Raw genomic sequence first — 613 nt, forward strand, 5'->3', positions numbered from 1 at the left:
ACCCGCACGCGAGCCCCTACCACCGCGGCCCAGCCCTCGACCACCCGCGGTGGCGACAGCACCAGGAACCGGAGGAACAGATGGCCGAACTCGGTCGCGCAGCGAGCCGGATCGACACGAGCAAGCCGCATCCGGCGCGCATGTACGACTACTACCTCGGTGGCAAGGACCACTACGAGGTGGATCAGCAGGCCGCCGAGAAGGTCGTGGAGATCAATCCCGGGATCAAGATCTGCGCGGGCACCAACCGCCGCTTCATGCACCGGGCCACCCGCTACCTGGCCGCGGCCGGCGTACGGCAGTTCCTCGACATCGGCACGGGCATCCCCACCGAGCCCAACCTGCACCAGGTCGCCCAGAGCGTGGCCCCCGAGGCGCGGGTCGTCTACGCGGACAACGACCCGATCGTGCTCACCCACGCCCAGGCACTGCTGCGCAGTACCCGCGAGGGGCGTACCGCCTACATCCACGCGGACGTGCGCGAGCCGGAGAAGATCCTCGCCGCCCAGGAGCTGCGCGAGACCCTGGACATGAGCCAGCCCGTCGCGCTGTCGCTCAACGCGCTGCTGCACTTCGTGCCCGACGAGTTCCACGCCTACGACCTGGTGGAGCG

General features: G+C 69.5%; 1 protein-coding gene. It reads left to right on the plus strand.

Features of this window, described 5'->3' with window-relative positions; translation table 11 throughout:
* Positions 1-80: 80 nt before the first annotated feature.
* Positions 81-613 (plus strand): SAM-dependent methyltransferase (locus tag KUM32_RS41665; RefSeq protein WP_217146823.1); only part of this gene is annotated, 533 nt, incomplete at its 3' end.

The organism is Streptomyces sp. AC627_RSS907, assembly GCF_019049165.1.